The following is a 15,109-nucleotide window of genomic DNA, read 5'->3' on the forward strand; positions in this document are numbered from 1 at the left end:
AGATGCTGATGCCGCGCAAGCCCCCGAAGGGCTTCCGCAAGCCGCACCACCCCGACCGCCATGGTGCGGCCAAGGGTGGCACCCGGGTGGTGTTCGGCGAGTTCGGAATCCAGGCGCTCGAGTCCGCGTACCTGACCAACCGGCAGATCGAAGCGGCCCGTATCGCGATGACCCGGCACATCAAGCGTGGTGGCAAGGTCTGGATCACGGTGTTCCCGGACCAGGCCCTGACCAAGAAGCCGGCCGAAACCCGGATGGGTTCCGGTAAGGGTTCGCCCGAGTGGTGGGTGGCCAACATTAAGCCGGGGCGGGTGCTCTTCGAGATGTCCTTCCCCAACGAGCAGATCGCGCGAGAGGCGATGCGTCGCGCGATCCACAAGCTCCCGATGAAGTGCCGCATTGTGACGCGCGAAGTGGGTGAAAGCTGATGGCCGCGGGCGTTAAGGCCGGCGAGCTGCGTGAACTCTCCGAGGAGGAGCTGGTCAGCAGGTTGCGGGAGGCCAAGGCGGAGCTGTTCAACCTTCGCGTCCAGTCGGCGACCGGCCAACTGGACAACAACCGCCGGCTGCAGGTCATCCGTCGGGAGATCGCCCGGATCTACACGATCATGCGTGAGCGCGAGCTGGGGCTTTCGGCCGCGCCGACTGAGGTGACTGCATCATGAGCGAAGAAACCACCAGCACCGCGACGCCGCGGGCCCAGCGCAAGGTCCGCGAGGGCCTCGTGGTGAGCGACAAGATGGACAAGACCGTGATCGTCGAGGTCGAGGACCGGGTCAAGCACGCGCTGTACGGCAAGGTCCTGCGCCGCACCAGCAAGCTGAAGGTGCACGACGAGCAGAACGCGTGCGGTACCGGCGACCGGGTTCTGATCATGGAGACCCGTCCGCTGTCCGCCACCAAGCGCTGGCGGATCGTGGAGATCCTCGAGAAGGCCAAGTAAGAGCCGCACCGCAGGCTCAGGGTTCCGCCAAGCTCAGTCGGCACAGGTCTTCGGTTCGGAAGGCACGGGTCGGAGAGACTGCCGGCTGAGAACTGGCAGACATAGGAGATAGACGTGATTCAGCAGGAGTCGCGACTGCGCGTCGCCGACAACACGGGTGCCAGAGAGATCTTGTGCATCCGGGTCCTCGGTGGCTCCGGTCGGCGCTACGCGAGCATCGGCGACGTCATCGTGGCCACGGTCAAGGACGCCATCCCCGGTGCCGGTGTGAAGAAGGGTGACGTCGTCAAGGCGGTCATCGTCCGCACCGCGAAGGAGAGGCGGCGCCCGGACGGCTCGTACATCCGATTCGACGAGAACGCGGCCGTGATCATCAAGGATGGTGGCGACCCGCGGGGTACCCGTATCTTCGGCCCGGTGGGCCGTGAGCTGCGGGACAAGCGGTTCATGAAGATCATCTCTCTCGCGCCGGAGGTGTTGTAAACCGTGAAGGTCAAAAAGGGCGACACGGTGATCGTCATCGCCGGCAAGGACAAGGGTGCCAAGGGCAAGGTCATCGCGGCCTACCCGAGGCAGGACAAGATCCTGGTCGAGGGCGTGAACCGGGTCAAGAAGCACACCCGTATCCGCACCACCCAGCGCGGTGCGAAGACCGGTGGCATCGTCACCCAGGAGGCCGCGATCCACGTCTCGAACGTGCAGGTCGTGGACTCCGACGGCAACCCGACTCGGGTCGGGTACCGGATCGACGAGAGTGGCCAGAAGGTCCGCATCGCGCGCAGCACCGGTAAGGACCTGTGATGACGGCAACCGAGACCAAGACCCTGCCGCGGCTCAAGGAGCGGTACCGCAACGAGATCGCGGCCCAGCTGCGTGAGCAGTTCAACTACGGCAACCCGATGCAGGTGCCGGGCCTGGTCAAGATCGTCGTCAACATGGGCGTCGGTGAGGCCGCGCGGGACGCGAAGCTGATCGACGGCGCCGTGCGGGATCTGGCCACCATCTCCGGTCAGAAGCCGCAGGTGCGTCGGGCCCGGAAGTCCATCGCGCAGTTCAAGCTCCGCGAGGGCATGCCGATCGGCGCGAAGGTCACCCTGCGGGGCGACCGCATGTGGGAGTTCCTGGACCGGCTGCTCTCGATTGCGCTGCCCCGGATCCGTGACTTCCGCGGCCTGGACGGGCGCAAGCTCGACGGGCACGGCAACTACACGTTCGGGTTGACCGAGCAGTCGGTGTTCCACGAGATCGACCAGGACCGGATCGATCGGGTACGGGGCATGGACATCACGGTGGTAACCACCGCGACGACCGACGACGAGGGCCGGGCGCTACTCAAGCTCCTGGGCTTCCCGTTCAAGGAGAACTGAGATGGCGAAGAAGGCGCTGATCCTCAAGGCGGCCGCGAAGCCGAAGTTCTCGGTTCGCGCGTACACCCGCTGCCAGCGGTGCGGGCGGCCGAAGGCGGTCTACCGCAAGTTCGGCCTCTGCCGGGTGTGCATCCGGGAGATGGCCCACCGCGGTGAACTGCCCGGCGTGTCGAAGGCTTCCTGGTGACACTGCGCCCCATCCGCGGGTGGTGGAGCGAGGACCGCGACACGACCTGGTTTGGGCCCAGCCGCGTCCCGACTGATGTTCGGGGCGAGGATCGCAACGCCGTAGGCCTGGGCCAATGCCCCGGGAACCCCGGCGAGAAAGGCTGACGAGATCCATGACGATGACCGACCCGATCGCAGACATGCTGACGCGTCTGCGTAACGCCAACCAGGCGTACCACGACCGGGTGACGATGCCCTACTCGAAGATCAAGGCGAACATCGCCGAGGTCCTCAAGGCCGAGGGTTACATCGCCACCTGGTTGGTCGAGGAGCCCGAGGAGGGCGCCGTCGGCAAGCGACTGGTCGTCGAGCTGAAGTACGGCCAGAACCGCGAGCGGAGCCTGGCCGGCATCAAGCGCGTGTCCAAGCCCGGTCTGCGGGTGTACGCCAAGTCGGACGGGCTCCCCCGGGTGCTCGGTGGGCTGGGCGTGGCGATCATTTCGACGTCCCAGGGGCTGCTCACCGACCGGCAGGCCCGCAAGCGGAGCGTTGGCGGGGAAGTCCTCGCCTTCGTCTGGTAACGGGAGACAGGTAGAAATGTCGCGTATTGGACGTAAGTCGATCCCGGTGCCGTCCGGTGTCGAGGTGACCATCGACGGTTCGACCGTGAAGATCAAGGGCCCCAAGGGCGAGCTCGCGCACACCCTGGCCGAGCCGATCACGGCGGAGCGGGGCGAGGACGGCCAGTTGCACGTCAACCGGCCGAACGACGAGCGGCGGGCCAAGGAACTGCACGGGCTCAGCCGTACCCTTGTGGCGAACATGATCACGGGTGTGACCGAGGGCTACCGCAAGACCCTGGAGATCGCCGGTACCGGTTACCGGGTGACCGCCAAGGGCAGCGACCTCGAGTTCGCGCTCGGGTTCTCGCACCCGGTGCAGGTGAAGGCCCCGAACGGGATCACCTTCACGGTCGAGCGGCCCACGTTGTTCCACGTGGCCGGCATCGACAAGCAGCAGGTCGGCGAGGTTGCCGCAAACATCCGGAAGATCCGCCCGCCGGAGCCCTACAAGGGCAAGGGTGTCAAGTACCAGGGCGAGATCATCCGTCGCAAGGCTGGAAAGGCAGGTAAGAAGTGACCGCCACGCTGCTCAAGCGCCGCCGCGGCGTCGCCGCCCAGCGCGCCATCGGGCGGGCGCGTCGGCACTTCCGGGTCCGCAAGAACGTCACCGGTACGGCCGAGCGTCCGCGCCTGGTCGTCACCCGTTCGTTGCGCCACATCACCGCCCAGGTGGTGGACGACGGCCGGGGGCACACCCTGGCTGCCGCCTCGTCCCTGGACGCGTCGATCAAGGGCTCCGAGGGTGACAAGCGAGCGCTTGCCGGCAGGGTCGGCACGCTGCTCGCCGAGCGGGCCAAGGCGGCCGGGATCTCCAAGGTCGTCTTCGACCGCGGTGGCAACCAGTACGCGGGCCGGATCGCCGCGCTGGCCGACGCTGCCCGCGAAGCCGGGCTTGAGTTCTAGAACCCCGTCACGATGAGAGAGGAAGGCTGCTGATGCCAGGTCAACAGCGCCGTGGCGGCGGGTCCGGTGGCAACGAGGGTGGTCGCCGCGACAACCGCCGTGAGGGCGGCCGCGGAAACGCGCCCGCCGAGAAGACCCCGCATCTTGAGCGGGTCGTCGCTATCAACCGTGTTGCCAAGGTCGTCAAGGGTGGTCGTCGCTTCAGCTTCACCGCCCTCGTGATCGTGGGCGACGGCGACGGCACGGTCGGTGTGGGCTACGGAAAGGCCAAGGAGGTGCCCGCGGCCATCGCCAAGGGTGTCGAGGAGGCCAAGAAGCACTTTTTCAAGGTGCCGAGGATCGGTGCCTCGATTCCGCACCCGGTGACGGGCGAGGACGCCGCTGGCGTGGTTCTGCTCAAGCCGGCCAGCGCCGGTACGGGTGTCATCGCCGGTGGTCCGGTGCGTGCCGTGCTGGAGTGCGCGGGCATCCACGACGTGCTCTCCAAGAGCCTCGGCTCGTCGAACCCGATCAACATCGTGCACGCCACGGTCGCGGCCCTGAAGGGGCTGGAGTCGCCGGAGGCGGTCGCGAAGCGTCGGGGTCTGCCGGTCGAGGACGTCGCACCGGCCGCGATGCTCGCGGCTCAGGCAGGGGTGACGTCCTGATGGCACGTCTGAAGGTGACCCAGGTCCGGTCCGGGATCGGGACCAAGCACAACCAGCGCGAGTCGCTGCGTTCGCTCGGTCTCAAGCGGATCAATGACGTGGTGGTCAAGGAGGACCGCCCCGAGATTCGGGGCATGATCTTCACCGTGAGCCACCTCGTGAAGGTCGAGGAGGTCGAGTAATGACGATCAAGGTCCACCACCTGCGCCCGGCTCCCGGGTCCAAGACCGCGAAGACCCGGGTGGGTCGCGGTGAGGGCTCGAAGGGGAAGACCGCCGGTCGAGGCACGAAGGGTTCCAAGGCCCGGAAGAACATCTCGGCGGCGTTCGAGGGTGGGCAGATGCCCATCCACATGCGCCTGCCGAAGCTGAAGGGCTTCAAGAACAAGTTCAAGGTCGTCTTCCAGGTCGTCAACCTGGACCGGCTCGCCGAACTGTTCCCGGAGGGCGGCCAGGTCGGCCCGCGGGAGCTGGTCGAGGCCGGCGCCGTCCGCAAGGGGCAGCCGGTCAAGGTTCTCGGTACCGGGGACCTGGGCGGGGTCGCTCTCCAGGTGTCGGCGCAGGCGTTCAGCGCGTCGGCCAAGGAGAAGATCGCCGCTGCCGGCGGCTCGGCGACGGAGCTGTAAGGACTACGCGGTCGCGGCGCTCGTTCAGTTCTCACCAACTGGCGGGCGCCACGGCCTACTAGGGGGCCATTCGCCCCGTTAATATCGGAAGCGGTGAATGTTCTCCGGGTGGATCTGCCCGAGAGCGCGCCGGACTGTTAGAGTCCGATCCCAGCTATGGGTATCGGGTTGATCGCCCGACAGCCACCCCGTCCCCGCCACGAACCACCGGCGGCCCGCCTCGCGCAGGAGGAAGAAGTTGCTCTCCGCCTTTCTCAGTGCGTTCCGCACGCCTGACCTGCGCAAGAAGCTGCTGTTTACAGTAGCCATCATCGCGGTCTACCGGCTCGGGGCGACACTGCCCAGCCCTGGCGTCTCGTACGGCAACGTGCAAGCGTGCATCAAGACCATGGAAGAGGGCGACGGCAACGGCGTCTTCAACCTGCTGAACCTGTTCTCCGGCGGGGCGCTGCTCTCGCTGTCGGTCTTCGCGCTGGGCATCATGCCCTACATCACCGCGTCGATCATCCTGCAGCTGCTCACCGTGGTCATTCCCCGGCTCGAGCAGCTCCGCAAGGAGGGTCAGTCCGGTCAGGCGAAGATCACGCAGTACACCCGCTACCTGACGCTCGGCCTCGGTGTCCTGCAGGCCTCGGCGTTCGTGGCGCTGGCCCGGTCCGGGCAGCTCTTCAATGGCATGTGCCAGGAGTTCCCGATCATTCCGGAGGGCCACGGCCTGCCCGGCTGGCTCGTCGTCAGCGTCCTGGTGATGACCATGACCGCCGGTACCGGCATGGTCATGTGGCTCGGCGAGCTGATCACCGACCGGGGTGTGGGCAACGGCATGTCGGTGCTGATCTTCACCTCGATCGCGGCGCGGCTGCCCAGCGAGGGCTGGACCATCAAGAACAACAAGGGCTGGGGCATGTTCACCCTGGTCCTGGTCCTGGTCCTGGTGGTCATCACCGCGGTGGTCTTCATCGAGCAGGCGCAGCGCCGGATCCCGGTGCAGTACGCGAAGCGCATGATCGGCCGTCGGATGTACGGCGGGACCTCCACCTACATCCCGCTGAAGGTCAACCAGGCGGGTGTGATCCCGGTCATCTTCGGCTCGTCGCTGCTCTACCTGCCGACGCTGCTGCTCCAGTTCTTCGACCAGAACAACCTCAAGGGCTGGCAGATCTGGGTATCGAACCACCTGGTGAAGCCGGACAGCCCGACGTACATCAGCGTCTACTTCCTGCTGATCATCTTCTTCACGTACTTCTACGTCTCGATCACGTTCAACCCGACCGAGGTCGCGGACAACATGAAGAAGTACGGCGGGTTCGTGCCGGGCATCCGGCCGGGCAAGCCCACCGCCGACTACCTCGACTTCATCCTGAGCCGGATCACGCTCCCGGGCGCGCTCTACCTGGGTCTGATCTCGATCCTGCCGAACTTCTTCTTCATCTGGCTGGACAACCAGCAGTTCCAGAACTTCCCGTTCGGTGGTACCGCTGTGCTGATCATGGTCGGCGTCGGTCTGGAGACCGTGAAGCAGATCGAGAGCCAGCTCATGCAGCGGAACTACGAAGGGTTCCTGCGCTAGATGCGACTCGTTCTGGTTGGTCCCCCCGGGGCGGGCAAGGGGACCCAGGCCGAGTTCATCGCCGCCCACCTCGCCGTGCCCAAGATCTCGACCGGGGACATCTTCCGGGCCAACGTCACCCAGGGCACGCCCCTGGGTGTCGAGGCCAAGCGGTACATGGACGCCGGCAAGCTGGTGCCCGACGAGGTGACCATCAACATGGTCCGGGATCGGTTGGCCCGGGCGGACGCGGCCGAGGGATTCCTGCTGGACGGTTTCCCTCGGACGACCCCGCAGGCGGCCGCGCTGGACAAGTTGCTGGCCGATCTGGGCACCGCCCTGGATCTGGTCATGGAGCTGGTGGTCGACGACGACGAGGTCATCCGGAGGCTCTCCGGCCGGCGTACCTGCCGGGGCTGCGAGAAGGTCTGGCACATCGAGTTCGACGCACCCTCCGAGCCGGGGGTCTGCGACCGGTGCGGCGGGGAGCTGTTCCAGCGGGACGACGACAAGGCGGAGACGATCGCCGAGCGGCTGCGGGAGTACGCGAACAAGACCGCACCGTTGATCGACTACTACGGTGCCCAGGGCAAGCTCGTGGGGATCGACGCGACCGGACCGGTGGAGGATGTCACCGTCCGGGCTATCGACGCCCTGCGCTCGTACGGCGGATAGGCTGGGTAACATGCGCCGTCCCCAGCTGGACATTCAGCTGAAGACCCCGGAGCAGATCGACCTGATGCGGGCCGCCGGGCTCGTCGTCGCGGCGGCCCTGGACCGGATGCGCGCGGCCGTGGCGCCGGGCGTCTCCACCGCCGACCTCGACGAGATCGCCGAATCGGTGATCCGTGAGGCCGGAGCCGTGCCCTCGTTCAAGGGCTACCACGGCTTTCCCGCGTCGATCTGCTCGTCCGTCAACGAGCAGGTCGTGCACGCGATACCGGACCGGAGCCAGGTGCTCCGCGACGGCGACCTGATCTCCATCGACTGCGGAGCCGTGCTGGACGGCTGGCACGGCGACGCCGCGATCACGGTCGGCGTCGGCGAGGTGCGGCCGGAACTGCTCCGGATGGCGACGGTGGCCGAGGACGCGATGTGGGCCGGGATCGGCGCCGCCGCGCGCGGCATGCTCAGCGGGCGCGGTCGGCTGACCGACATCTCGTACGCGGTGGAGCGTGCGGTCCGGGCCGCCGGCCGGTACGGCATCGTGGAGGGGTACGGCGGGCACGGCATCGGCACCGAGATGCACCAGGATCCGCACGTGCTCAACCACGGTCGGCCGGGTCGTGGCCCGCGTCTGGTGCAGGGGCTGGCGCTGGCGATCGAGCCGATGCTGACGATGGGCTCGCCCCGGACCGTGGAACTCGACGACGGCTGGACGGTGGTCACCCGGGACGGGTCGGTCGCGGCCCACGTCGAGCACTCGATGGCACTGCTGGAGGACGGCGTCTGGGTGTTGACCGCGCCGGACGGTGGTCGGGCCCGGCTCGGTGACCTGGTGACCGCCAGGGAGCCCGCTGAGTCCTCCTCAGCCGGCTAGCGGCCCGTTCCGCCAGGGGGCACGGCCCCCGGCCCGCGTCGATCACGGCAGCGGAACCTGACCGTCGGACGGGCTGCCACCGTCCGGGGTTTCGCGAATGGTGGACCGGTGGTGGCATGCTCGTAGTCATGGACCGGCGGGATCAGTTGCGCGCTGCGGACTCGGATCGGGCGGCCGTGGCCGAGCAGCTTCTCCGGGCGTTGAACGAGGGCCGGCTCGACCTGGCCGAGTACGAGGACCGGCTGCAACGGGTGTACGCCGCGAAGACGTACGGCGATCTCAACAGCGGCGGGTTGCTCGACGACCTGCCGGGGACGGTGCCGGTCGGCCAGGCTCAGGTGGTGCCGGTCGACGGGGGTGCGGGACCGGGGCTGGTGCCGGGTCCGGACGGCCGCTACCCGGGCGCGACGCGGCGCTGGCTGGCCGAGACCTGGAACGGCTACCTCGGCGTCGTGACGATGGTCGTGACCATCTGGGCGATCACGTCCCTGGTCTCCGCGCAGTGGCTCTACTTCTGGCCGATCTGGGTGGCGGGACCGTGGGGGGCCGTGCTGCTGCTCAACACCGTGCGCGGGCTGGCGAGCGGGGAACCGCAGCGTTGGGCCGGCAGGCGGGCGGCGAAGCGGCAGGCCAAGGTCGACAAGCGGAATCACCGGCGTGCTGAGCAGGCCGAAGAGGGAGAACCCGCCTGATATAGTCGGGTTCGTCCGATCGGCCAGCCCGAGGATCCCCGGGTTGGCGCTGACGTGCGGGCGCGCGTACACTGGCTAATCGGCGCACAGCGTCCACTCCGGCATGCCCACCCGCGCTTCGGTGGGGCCGGAGCCGCGGCTGGCTCGGGTGCACTCCACCCGGGAAAGGCGTTGTGAGCCGTCCGGAGTAACCGACGTCAGGACAGCGGAGGACATGCCGAAAAAAGACGGAGCCATCGAGATCGAGGGCCGGGTGATCGAGCCACTCCCGAACGCCATGTTCCGGGTGGAGCTCGCCAATGGTCACAAGGTGCTGGCTCACATCAGCGGCAAGATGCGGCAGCACTACATCCGCATCCTGCCCGAGGACCGGGTCGTCGTTGAGCTTTCACCGTACGACCTGACCCGCGGGCGCATCGTCTACCGCTACAAGTGAACGTCGCCGAACCGGTCCGTCGGTTCGGGGTGTTCGCGGATACCTGATGGCGGCCGGATGTCCGTGTCCGTCCTTCAGACTCGACGGCGTGAGCGCGCTGCCGGGCAAGATGGGAAAGTAAGGCAACCGTGAAGGTCAAGCCGAGCGTCAAGAGGATCTGCAACAAGTGCCGGGTTATCCGCCGGCACGGCCGGGTCATGGTGATCTGCACCGACCCGCGCCACAAGCAGCGCCAGGGCTGATCCGTGTCCGCCGGCCGGGAGAATGGGCCGGCGGAGCAGGCGGAGCATCCGGGCCGTAGATCCGTACAACAACACAAGCTCGTCCCAGCCGCGAGCAGCGAAGATCGCCTTGGCGTGACCCGCAGTCGTGGCTGACCCCCGGTCGGAGGCCGGGGCCCGTCGGTTCAGGGCAGGCGGGATGGGGCGGGTCCACACCTCCGGAAGAAGACACGAGGAGTACGCCCGCATATGGCACGGCTAGCTGGCGTCGATCTTCCCCGCGACAAGCGGCTCGAGATCGCGCTCACCTACATCTTCGGGGTCGGACGGACCCGGGCGGTCGAGACGCTCGCCGCCACCGGTATCTCCCCGGACAAGCGCGCCAAGGACCTCACGGACGAGGAGCTGGTCCAGCTCCGGAACCACATCGAGGCCAACTACAAGGTAGAAGGCGACCTGCGCCGCGAGGTCGCCGCTGACATCCGCCGCAAGGTCGAGATCGGCTGCTACGCGGGCATCCGGCACCGCCGGGGACTGCCCGTCCGTGGCCAGCGGACCCGTACCAACGCGCGGACCCGGAAGGGCCCGAAGCGGACCGTCGCCGGCAAGAAGAAGCCCGGCAAGAAGTAACAACTAGGAGCGCACAGACTTATGCCACCGAAGGCTCGTGCCGGGGCCGCCGTCAAGAAGGTCCGGCGCAAGGAACGCAAGAACGTCGCCCACGGGCAGGCGCACATCAAGAGCACCTTCAACAACACCATCGTCTCCATCACGGACCCGACCGGTGCGGTCATCTCCTGGGCCTCGGCCGGCCAGGTTGGCTTCAAGGGTTCCCGCAAGTCGACTCCGTTCGCCGCGCAGCTGGCCGCCGAGGCCGCCGCGCGTCGGGCCATGGAGCACGGCATGCGCAAGGTCGACGTGTTCGTCAAGGGTCCCGGCTCGGGCCGGGAGACAGCCATCCGTTCGCTGCAGGCCGTCGGTCTGGAGGTCGGCCAGATCGCCGACGTCACGCCGCAGCCGCACAACGGGTGCCGTCCGCCGAAGCGTCGTCGGGTCTGAGAGGTAGTAGACAGAGATGGCTCGTTACACCGGTCCCGACTGCCGCCGTTGCCGTCGGGAGAAGATGAAGCTGTTCCTCAAGGGCAGCAAGTGCGATGGCCCGAAGTGCCCGTTCGAGTCCCGGCCGTTCCCGCCGGGGCAGCACGGTCGTGGGCGTACCAAGGAGACCGAGTACCTGCTCCAGCTTCGTGAGAAGCAGAAGGCCCGCCGGGTGTACGGCGTGCTGGAGAAGCAGTTCCGCGGGTACTACGAGGAGGCCGTCGCCAAGAAGGGCAAGACCGGCGAGATCCTCCTGCAGATCCTCGAGTCGCGGCTCGACAACGTCGTCTACCGGTCCGGCCTGGCGAAGTCGCGTGACCACGCGCGGCAGCTCGTCAAGCACGGTCACCTGACGGTGAACGGCCGCAAGGTCGACATCCCGTCGTACCGGGTCAAGGAGCACGACATCGTCGAGGTCCGGGCCAAGTCCAAGGAGATGACGCCGTTCATCGTGGCGCAGGCCGAGGCCGGCTCGAAGACCGTCCCGGCATGGCTCGAGGCGATTCCCAGCCAGATGAAGGTGCTGGTCCACTCGCTTCCGGCCCGGGGTGTCATCGACACCCAGGTCCAGGAGCAGCTGATCGTCGAGCTCTACTCGAAGTAGTTCTCCGGCATTGCCGGTGGTCGGCTCCTGGGGGCATCTGCCCGACAGGAGCCGACCATCGGGGTGCCGAACAGTTTGGGCATCAAATAGCGGGTGCCCCGAACGAAAAGGAAACAACATGCTCATCTCCCAGCGGCCGACCCTCACCGAGGAGTCGATCAGCGAGACCCGGTCCCGGTTCACCATCGAGCCGCTCGAGCCGGGTTTCGGTTACACCCTGGGCAACTCCCTGCGGCGTACCCTGCTCTCCTCGATCCCCGGCGCGGCCGTCACGTCGATCAAGGTCGACGGCGTGCTGCACGAGTTCACCACCATTCCGGGCGTCAAGGAGGACGTGGTCGAGCTCGTCATGAACGTGAAGGAGCTCTGCGTCAGCTCCGACCACGACGAGCCGGTCAGCATGTACCTGCGCAAGCAGGGCCCCGGCGATGTCACCGCCGGTGACATCCAGCCGCCGGCCGGTGTGTCGGTGCACAACGCCGACCTGAAGCTCGCCACCCTGAACGGCAAGGGCCGGCTCGACATGGAGCTGACCGTCGAGCGGGGTCGCGGCTACGTCACCGCGGCGCAGAACAAGCAGGCCGGTGCCGAGATCGGCCGGATCCCGGTCGACTCGATCTACTCGCCGGTGCTCAAGGTGACGTACCGGGTCGAGGCGACCCGGGTCGAGCAGCGTACCGACTTCGACCGCCTGATCATCGACGTCGAGACCAAGGCGTCGATGGGGCCGCGTACCGCGCTCGCCTCCGCCGGTTCCACCCTGGTCGAGCTCTTCGGGCTGGCCCGGGAGCTGGACGAGAGCGCCGAGGGCATCGACATCGGCCCGTCGCCGCAGGACGCGCAACTGGCGGCCGACCTGGCGCTGCCGATCGAGGAGCTCGACCTGACGGTCCGCTCCTACAACTGCCTCAAGCGCGAGGGCATCAACACGGTTGGCGAGCTCATCGGGCGTACCGAGGCCGATCTGCTCGACATTCGGAACTTCGGTCAGAAGTCGATCGACGAGGTCAAGATGAAGCTCGCGGGCATGGGGCTGGGGCTGAAGGACTCGGCGCCCAACTTCGACCCGGCGCACGTCGTGGACTCCTTCAGCGAGGCGGACTACGACACCGACGACTACCGCGAGACCGAGCAGCTTTAGTCCGGGGCTAGCCGGAGATCCGGCCACCCACTGGAGATCCGGCCACCCACTATTGAGGAGCACCAAGAATGCCCACGCCCACCAAGGGCTCCCGCCTCGGCGGTAGCCCCGCGCACGAGCGGCTGATCCTGGCCAACCTGGCCACCGCGCTGTTCCAGCACGGCCGAATCACCACGACCCACACCAAGGCCAAGCGGCTGCGCCCGCTCGCGGAGCAGCTCATCACCAAGGCCAAGCGTGGTGACCTGGCGGCCCGCCGTCGGGTGCTGACCGTCGTACGGGACAAGGACGTGGTCTTCAACCTGTTCGACCAGATCGCGCCCCGGTTCGCCAACCGAAACGGTGGCTACACCCGGATCGTGAAGACCGTCCCGCGCAAGGGCGACAACGCACCGATGGCGATCATCGAGCTGGTCGAGGAACTGGTCGTCGCGCCGGAGGCCCCGGCGAAGAAGACGACCGCGCGCAAGGCGGCACAGCAGAACAAGGTCGAGGCGCTCGCCCCGGACGAGGAGACCCCGCGTTCCTCGTCAAGCGACGACCAGGACGCCGAGGCACCGGAGTCGGTCTCCGGTGACACCGCGGCGGCCCGGGAGGACACGGACGAGGCGGACAACAGCAAGTCCTGAGTACGGACCCGCCGTGGCCCGGCATCCCTCGCGGGGTGTCGGGCCACGGCATTTTCCCAGCCGGTTCATCGAGCAGCAGGTGGTCGTGGAGCAGGTGGTCGTGGAGCAGCAGATGGTCGTCGCGCACGAGGTGGACGGGAACATCCGGGTACGGCTGGACGTCGCCTACGCCGGTGCCGACTTCTCCGGCTGGGCCGCCCAGCCCGGTCGACGTACCGTGGCCGGAGTTCTGACCGACGCACTCGCGACGATCATCGGAGCGGGCCGGGTGACGGGGCTGACCGTGGCGGGGCGTACCGACGCCGGGGTGCACGCCACCGGACAGGTCTGTCACGTCGATCTGCCGACCGGGGCGTGGCGGCAGTGGTCGCAGACCCTGCTGCGCCGGCTCGCCGGAGTGCTTCCCACCGATGTCCGGGTACGCGCCGTCGCCGAGGCGCCGCCCGAGTTCGACGCCCGGTTCTCCGCGACCTTCCGGCGGTACGAGTACCGGGTCACCGACGCGCCGTACGGTGCCGAGCCGCTGCGCCGGCACGAGGTGCTCGCCTGGCCCCGTCCGCTGGACCTGGCGGCGTTGAACCGCGCGGCGGCGGGACTGGTCGGCGAGCACGACTTCGCGGCGTACTGCCGGCGCAAGGAGCACGCGACGACGGTGCGGGAGCTGACCGGGCTGGACTGGCGGCGGGACCCGGACGGCGTACTGGTCGCCACGGTGCAGGCCGACGCGTTCTGCCAGTCGATGGTGCGGAGCCTGGTCGGGGCGATGCTGGTGGCCGGGGACGGGCGACGTCCGGTCGAATGGCCGGGCGGCCTGCTCGGACGCCGGGAGCGGGCCAGCGAGGTGACCGTGGCGCCACCGCACGGGCTCACCCTGGTCGCGGTCGGCTATCCGGAGGACCCGGCCGAGTACGCGAGCCGGGCGCTCCGGACCCGCCGGCTGCGCCTGCCGACGTCGTCCTGAGAGGAACCGCTCGTCTAGTTGGGGGACTGCGGAGGGTCGGCCGACGCCGACGTGTCCACCGGTGCGGTGGCGCGCTGCTCCAGGACCCTGCCCCGCAGATGTGCCTCGATCATGTCGGTGAGGACCTGCCGGGCGAAGACGTCCGCCTCGCCGATGGTGCTGCCGTTCGCCTTGGCGACGACACAGTAGATCAGGAAGTGTCCGCGTTCGTGCCAGCCGGCCTGCGCCGACTTGCGGGTGACGGCCTCGGTCCCCCGACCAGCGGCCATGCCCAGAAAACGCCCCTTGTCCTTGGCCACGATCGGCTCGATCTTCTCGTGTGCCGAACTCGCCCCGGCCGCGTCGCTCAGGTTGAGGATGCCGGCCGTCGCCAGGTAGGCGCCGGTGGGAGAGCGTACGGTTCCCCGGACGAACTGGCTGCACCCGAGGTCGGCCAGGAGGGCGCGGAGTTCGCCGTCGGCGGCCAGCTTGCAGTCCTCCGACGCCTGGGTCTTGAGCAGTTCGTACTTCGACTCCTCGGCGGCGATCACGACTTCCTTGCCGGGGAACACCTCTTTCACGGTGAGGGGTGTCGGATCGGCGGCCCGCGAGCTGATGTCCCGGGTCAGGGTGGTCGGCGGCGGTGTGCCGTCGGCGGTACGCGCGTCCCGACCGTACGGCTCGTCGACCACGAAGAAGTAGGAACTCAGCCCGCAGATTCCGAGCAGCACGAGTACGCCGAGGGAGCCGACGACCCACTGCCAGGTGCGTTTGGCGGTCCGCAGCGCCCCTCTGGTGTCACCGGTCGGTACGAGTGCGGTCGAGGGCGCCTCAGCCGGTTTGGTCGGCGTGGCGACCGTCTTGGCGGCGGGTGTGGGCACCGCTGCCGGGGTGGGTGCGCGGTCCGGGCCCGCCGGCCGGCCCGGGGGCTGCGACCGTGGTGCGGTCGGTGGCGCGGAGCGTCCGCCCGGTGCCGGGCCGGAG

The 15,109-nt window shown here is 68.1% G+C and carries 26 protein-coding genes; 25 read left to right on the forward strand and 1 reads right to left on the reverse strand.

Features of this window, described 5'->3' with window-relative positions; translation table 11 throughout:
* The first annotated feature begins 2 nt into the window (after window positions 1-2).
* From rplP to truA, 25 genes are all read left to right on the forward strand, one after another.
* The gene (gene rplP, locus I0C86_RS21170; protein ID WP_192765393.1) at window positions 3-428 is read left to right on the forward strand and encodes a 50S ribosomal protein L16; all 426 of its coding nucleotides are present in this window, start codon (window positions 3-5) and stop codon (window positions 426-428) included.
* Window positions 428-664, forward strand: a complete 237-nt coding sequence (gene rpmC / locus I0C86_RS21175; protein ID WP_101368138.1) for a 50S ribosomal protein L29 — start codon at window positions 428-430, stop codon at window positions 662-664. The genes rplP and rpmC overlap by 1 nt, the downstream gene beginning before the upstream one ends.
* Window positions 661-942: a 30S ribosomal protein S17 gene (gene rpsQ, locus I0C86_RS21180; RefSeq protein ID WP_196202997.1), complete on the forward strand. Its 282-nt coding sequence runs from the start codon at window positions 661-663 to the stop codon at window positions 940-942. Before rpmC ends, rpsQ begins: the two co-directional genes overlap by 4 nt.
* Window positions 943-1,056: 114 nt before the next feature.
* Window positions 1,057-1,425 carry a 50S ribosomal protein L14 gene (rplN, locus tag I0C86_RS21185; protein WP_023358185.1) on the forward strand — a complete coding sequence of 123 codons (369 nt, stop codon included), beginning with the start codon at window positions 1,057-1,059 and terminating at the stop codon, window positions 1,423-1,425.
* 3 nt (window positions 1,426-1,428) lie between these two features.
* Window positions 1,429-1,743, forward strand: a complete 315-nt coding sequence (rplX, locus tag I0C86_RS21190; protein ID WP_196202998.1) for a 50S ribosomal protein L24 — start codon at window positions 1,429-1,431, stop codon at window positions 1,741-1,743.
* On the forward strand, window positions 1,740-2,309 hold the full coding sequence (gene rplE, locus I0C86_RS21195) for a 50S ribosomal protein L5 (protein WP_196202999.1): 570 nt from the start codon (window positions 1,740-1,742) through the stop codon (window positions 2,307-2,309). The genes rplX and rplE overlap by 4 nt, the downstream gene beginning before the upstream one ends.
* A 1-nt stretch (window position 2,310) precedes the next feature.
* Window positions 2,311-2,496, forward strand: coding sequence for a type Z 30S ribosomal protein S14 (locus I0C86_RS21200; RefSeq protein ID WP_007073023.1), 186 nt, complete (start codon window positions 2,311-2,313; stop codon window positions 2,494-2,496).
* 154 nt (window positions 2,497-2,650) lie between these two features.
* Window positions 2,651-3,058, forward strand: coding sequence for a 30S ribosomal protein S8 (gene rpsH / locus I0C86_RS21205; RefSeq protein ID WP_067301438.1), 408 nt, complete (start codon window positions 2,651-2,653; stop codon window positions 3,056-3,058).
* Window positions 3,059-3,074: 16 nt separating this feature from the next.
* The gene (gene rplF / locus I0C86_RS21210; RefSeq protein ID WP_196203000.1) at window positions 3,075-3,617 is read left to right on the forward strand and encodes a 50S ribosomal protein L6; all 543 of its coding nucleotides are present in this window, start codon (window positions 3,075-3,077) and stop codon (window positions 3,615-3,617) included.
* The gene (gene rplR / locus I0C86_RS21215) at window positions 3,614-4,003 is read left to right on the forward strand and encodes a 50S ribosomal protein L18 (protein ID WP_196203001.1); all 390 of its coding nucleotides are present in this window, start codon (window positions 3,614-3,616) and stop codon (window positions 4,001-4,003) included. The genes rplF and rplR overlap by 4 nt, the downstream gene beginning before the upstream one ends.
* 32 nt (window positions 4,004-4,035) lie before the next feature.
* Entirely contained in the window at window positions 4,036-4,650 is a 615-nt protein-coding gene (rpsE, locus tag I0C86_RS21220; protein ID WP_192765387.1) for a 30S ribosomal protein S5, read from the forward strand.
* On the forward strand, window positions 4,650-4,832 hold the full coding sequence (gene rpmD, locus I0C86_RS21225) for a 50S ribosomal protein L30 (RefSeq protein WP_013735939.1): 183 nt from the start codon (window positions 4,650-4,652) through the stop codon (window positions 4,830-4,832). The genes rpsE and rpmD overlap by 1 nt, the downstream gene beginning before the upstream one ends.
* Window positions 4,832-5,275, forward strand: a complete 444-nt coding sequence (rplO, locus tag I0C86_RS21230; protein ID WP_196203002.1) for a 50S ribosomal protein L15 — start codon at window positions 4,832-4,834, stop codon at window positions 5,273-5,275. Before rpmD ends, rplO begins: the two co-directional genes overlap by 1 nt.
* A gap of 238 nt (window positions 5,276-5,513) precedes the next feature.
* A complete protein-coding gene (gene secY, locus I0C86_RS21235; protein ID WP_196203003.1) occupies window positions 5,514-6,845 on the forward strand; it encodes a preprotein translocase subunit SecY in 1,332 nt (443 codons plus the stop codon).
* The gene (locus I0C86_RS21240) at window positions 6,846-7,499 is read left to right on the forward strand and encodes an adenylate kinase (RefSeq protein WP_196203004.1); all 654 of its coding nucleotides are present in this window, start codon (window positions 6,846-6,848) and stop codon (window positions 7,497-7,499) included. It abuts the gene before it with no gap.
* 10 nt (window positions 7,500-7,509) lie between these two features.
* Entirely contained in the window at window positions 7,510-8,364 is an 855-nt protein-coding gene (gene map, locus I0C86_RS21245; protein ID WP_196203005.1) for a type I methionyl aminopeptidase, read from the forward strand.
* Between the two features lie 128 nt (window positions 8,365-8,492).
* Window positions 8,493-9,056 carry a DUF1707 SHOCT-like domain-containing protein gene (locus I0C86_RS21250; protein ID WP_230394509.1) on the forward strand — a complete coding sequence of 188 codons (564 nt, stop codon included), beginning with the start codon at window positions 8,493-8,495 and terminating at the stop codon, window positions 9,054-9,056.
* A gap of 214 nt (window positions 9,057-9,270) precedes the next feature.
* Window positions 9,271-9,492 (forward strand): translation initiation factor IF-1, encoded by a 222-nt coding sequence (gene infA, locus I0C86_RS21255; protein ID WP_007073013.1) that lies wholly within the window; start codon window positions 9,271-9,273, stop codon window positions 9,490-9,492.
* Window positions 9,493-9,620: 128 nt separating this feature from the next.
* Window positions 9,621-9,734, forward strand: a complete 114-nt coding sequence (rpmJ, locus tag I0C86_RS21260) for a 50S ribosomal protein L36 (RefSeq protein ID WP_012184307.1) — start codon at window positions 9,621-9,623, stop codon at window positions 9,732-9,734.
* A 228-nt stretch (window positions 9,735-9,962) separates the two neighbouring features.
* Entirely contained in the window at window positions 9,963-10,343 is a 381-nt protein-coding gene (rpsM, locus tag I0C86_RS21265) for a 30S ribosomal protein S13 (RefSeq protein WP_192765382.1), read from the forward strand.
* A gap of 21 nt (window positions 10,344-10,364) precedes the next feature.
* Window positions 10,365-10,772: a 30S ribosomal protein S11 gene (rpsK, locus tag I0C86_RS21270; RefSeq protein WP_030329919.1), complete on the forward strand. Its 408-nt coding sequence runs from the start codon at window positions 10,365-10,367 to the stop codon at window positions 10,770-10,772.
* A 16-nt stretch (window positions 10,773-10,788) separates the two neighbouring features.
* Entirely contained in the window at window positions 10,789-11,415 is a 627-nt protein-coding gene (gene rpsD / locus I0C86_RS21275; protein WP_196203006.1) for a 30S ribosomal protein S4, read from the forward strand.
* Between the two features lie 118 nt (window positions 11,416-11,533).
* Window positions 11,534-12,556 (forward strand): DNA-directed RNA polymerase subunit alpha, encoded by a 1,023-nt coding sequence (locus I0C86_RS21280; protein ID WP_196203007.1) that lies wholly within the window; start codon window positions 11,534-11,536, stop codon window positions 12,554-12,556.
* Window positions 12,557-12,624: 68 nt separating this feature from the next.
* On the forward strand, window positions 12,625-13,185 hold the full coding sequence (rplQ, locus tag I0C86_RS21285) for a 50S ribosomal protein L17 (RefSeq protein WP_196203008.1): 561 nt from the start codon (window positions 12,625-12,627) through the stop codon (window positions 13,183-13,185).
* Between the two features lie 112 nt (window positions 13,186-13,297).
* Complete coding sequence (gene truA / locus I0C86_RS21290) at window positions 13,298-14,146, forward strand: tRNA pseudouridine(38-40) synthase TruA (RefSeq protein WP_196203016.1); 849 nt, start codon at window positions 13,298-13,300, stop codon at window positions 14,144-14,146.
* A 14-nt stretch (window positions 14,147-14,160) separates the two neighbouring features.
* Here truA and I0C86_RS21295 read toward each other — a convergent pair.
* A partial coding sequence (locus I0C86_RS21295) for a hypothetical protein (protein WP_230394510.1) occupies window positions 14,161-15,109 on the reverse strand: 949 nt, incomplete at its 5' end.

Origin of the sequence: Plantactinospora alkalitolerans, assembly GCF_015690345.1 — a bacterium.
In the GTDB taxonomy this organism is placed as follows: domain Bacteria; phylum Actinomycetota; class Actinomycetes; order Mycobacteriales; family Micromonosporaceae; genus Plantactinospora; species Plantactinospora alkalitolerans.

Coding starts and splice junctions, on each gene's coding strand:
- rplP (WP_192765393.1), top strand. CDS start 3: ATGCTGATGCCGCGCAAGCCCCCGAAGGGCTTCCGCAAGCCGCACCAC.
- rpmC (WP_101368138.1), top strand. CDS start 428: ATGGCCGCGGGCGTTAAGGCCGGCGAGCTGCGTGAACTCTCCGAGGAG.
- rpsQ (WP_196202997.1), top strand. CDS start 661: ATGAGCGAAGAAACCACCAGCACCGCGACGCCGCGGGCCCAGCGCAAG.
- I0C86_RS21200 (WP_007073023.1), top strand. CDS start 2,311: ATGGCGAAGAAGGCGCTGATCCTCAAGGCGGCCGCGAAGCCGAAGTTC.
- rpsH (WP_067301438.1), top strand. CDS start 2,651: ATGACGATGACCGACCCGATCGCAGACATGCTGACGCGTCTGCGTAAC.
- rplF (WP_196203000.1), top strand. CDS start 3,075: ATGTCGCGTATTGGACGTAAGTCGATCCCGGTGCCGTCCGGTGTCGAG.
- rpsE (WP_192765387.1), top strand. CDS start 4,036: ATGCCAGGTCAACAGCGCCGTGGCGGCGGGTCCGGTGGCAACGAGGGT.
- rpmD (WP_013735939.1), top strand. CDS start 4,650: ATGGCACGTCTGAAGGTGACCCAGGTCCGGTCCGGGATCGGGACCAAG.
- rplO (WP_196203002.1), top strand. CDS start 4,832: ATGACGATCAAGGTCCACCACCTGCGCCCGGCTCCCGGGTCCAAGACC.
- I0C86_RS21240 (WP_196203004.1), top strand. CDS start 6,846: ATGCGACTCGTTCTGGTTGGTCCCCCCGGGGCGGGCAAGGGGACCCAG.
- map (WP_196203005.1), top strand. CDS start 7,510: ATGCGCCGTCCCCAGCTGGACATTCAGCTGAAGACCCCGGAGCAGATC.
- I0C86_RS21250 (WP_230394509.1), top strand. CDS start 8,493: ATGGACCGGCGGGATCAGTTGCGCGCTGCGGACTCGGATCGGGCGGCC.
- infA (WP_007073013.1), top strand. CDS start 9,271: ATGCCGAAAAAAGACGGAGCCATCGAGATCGAGGGCCGGGTGATCGAG.
- rpsM (WP_192765382.1), top strand. CDS start 9,963: ATGGCACGGCTAGCTGGCGTCGATCTTCCCCGCGACAAGCGGCTCGAG.
- rpsK (WP_030329919.1), top strand. CDS start 10,365: ATGCCACCGAAGGCTCGTGCCGGGGCCGCCGTCAAGAAGGTCCGGCGC.
- rpsD (WP_196203006.1), top strand. CDS start 10,789: ATGGCTCGTTACACCGGTCCCGACTGCCGCCGTTGCCGTCGGGAGAAG.
- I0C86_RS21280 (WP_196203007.1), top strand. CDS start 11,534: ATGCTCATCTCCCAGCGGCCGACCCTCACCGAGGAGTCGATCAGCGAG.
- rplQ (WP_196203008.1), top strand. CDS start 12,625: ATGCCCACGCCCACCAAGGGCTCCCGCCTCGGCGGTAGCCCCGCGCAC.
- truA (WP_196203016.1), top strand. CDS start 13,298: ATGGTCGTCGCGCACGAGGTGGACGGGAACATCCGGGTACGGCTGGAC.